Origin of the sequence: Sporolactobacillus sp. CQH2019, from assembly GCF_028765345.1 — a bacterium.
Lineage (GTDB): Bacteria > Bacillota > Bacilli > Bacillales > Sporolactobacillaceae > Sporolactobacillus.
In genome coordinates, this window is record NZ_JARAJZ010000043.1 from 1 (window position 1) to 973 (window position 973).

Annotated in this window: 2 pseudogenes; both read left to right on the forward strand. The window is 36.4% G+C overall.

What is annotated here, in order from left to right:
• Nucleotides 1-643, forward strand: a pseudogene (locus OYT88_RS20695) (EF-Tu/IF-2/RF-3 family GTPase); the annotation flags it as partial.
• A gap of 53 nt (nucleotides 644-696) precedes the next feature.
• Nucleotides 697-963, forward strand: a pseudogene (locus OYT88_RS20700) (EF-Tu C-terminal domain-related protein); the annotation flags it as partial.
• Nucleotides 964-973: the final 10 nt, after the last annotated feature.

A 973-nucleotide genomic window follows, 5' to 3' on the forward strand; every position in this document is an offset into this window, starting at 1 on the left:
AAGAGAACACATCCTACTAGCATCAAGAGTTGGAGTTGACTACATAGTTGTTTTCTTAAACAAAGCAGATATGGTAGATGATGAAGAATTATTAGAATTAGTTGAAATGGAAGTTAGAGAATTATTATCAGAATACAACTTCCCAGGAGATGATATTCCAGTAGTAAAGGGATCAGCTTTAGTAGCATTAGAAAACCCAACAGATGAAAAAGCAATCGCACCAATTCTTGAATTAATGGAAGCAGTAGATAGCTATATACCAACACCAGAAAGAGCAACAGATAAGCCATTCTTAATGCCAGTAGAAGATGTATTCACAATTACTGGTAGAGGAACAGTTGCAACTGGAAGAGTTGAAAGAGGAATTCTTCATGTAGGAGACGAAGTAGAAATCGTTGGATTACAAGAAGAAAGCAGAAAAGTAGTAGTAACAGGAATAGAAATGTTCAGAAAGTTACTAGATGAAGCACAAGCTGGAGATAACGTAGGAGTTCTTTTAAGAGGAGTTCAAAGAACTGATATTGAAAGAGGTCAAGTTTTAGCAAAAGCAGGATCAGTTAAGCCACACAACAAGTTCGTAGGTCAAGTTTACGTACTTAAAAAAGAAGAAGGTGGAAGACATACACCATTCTTTGATGGATATAGACCACAATTCNAGCAAAAGCAGGATCAGTTAAGCCACACAACAAGTTCGTAGGTCAAGTTTACGTACTTAAAAAAGAAGAAGGTGGAAGACATACACCATTCTTTGATGGATATAGACCACAATTCTATTTCAGAACAACAGACGTTACTGGTTCAATTAAGTTACCAGACGGAATGGAAATGGTTATGCCAGGAGACCACATTGACATGAACGTTGAATTAATCACTCAAGTAGCAATGGATGAAGGATTAAGATTCGCTATCAGAGAAGGTGGAAGAACTGTAGGTTCTGGAGTTGTTACTAGCATAATAGAATAGTAATAAAAAT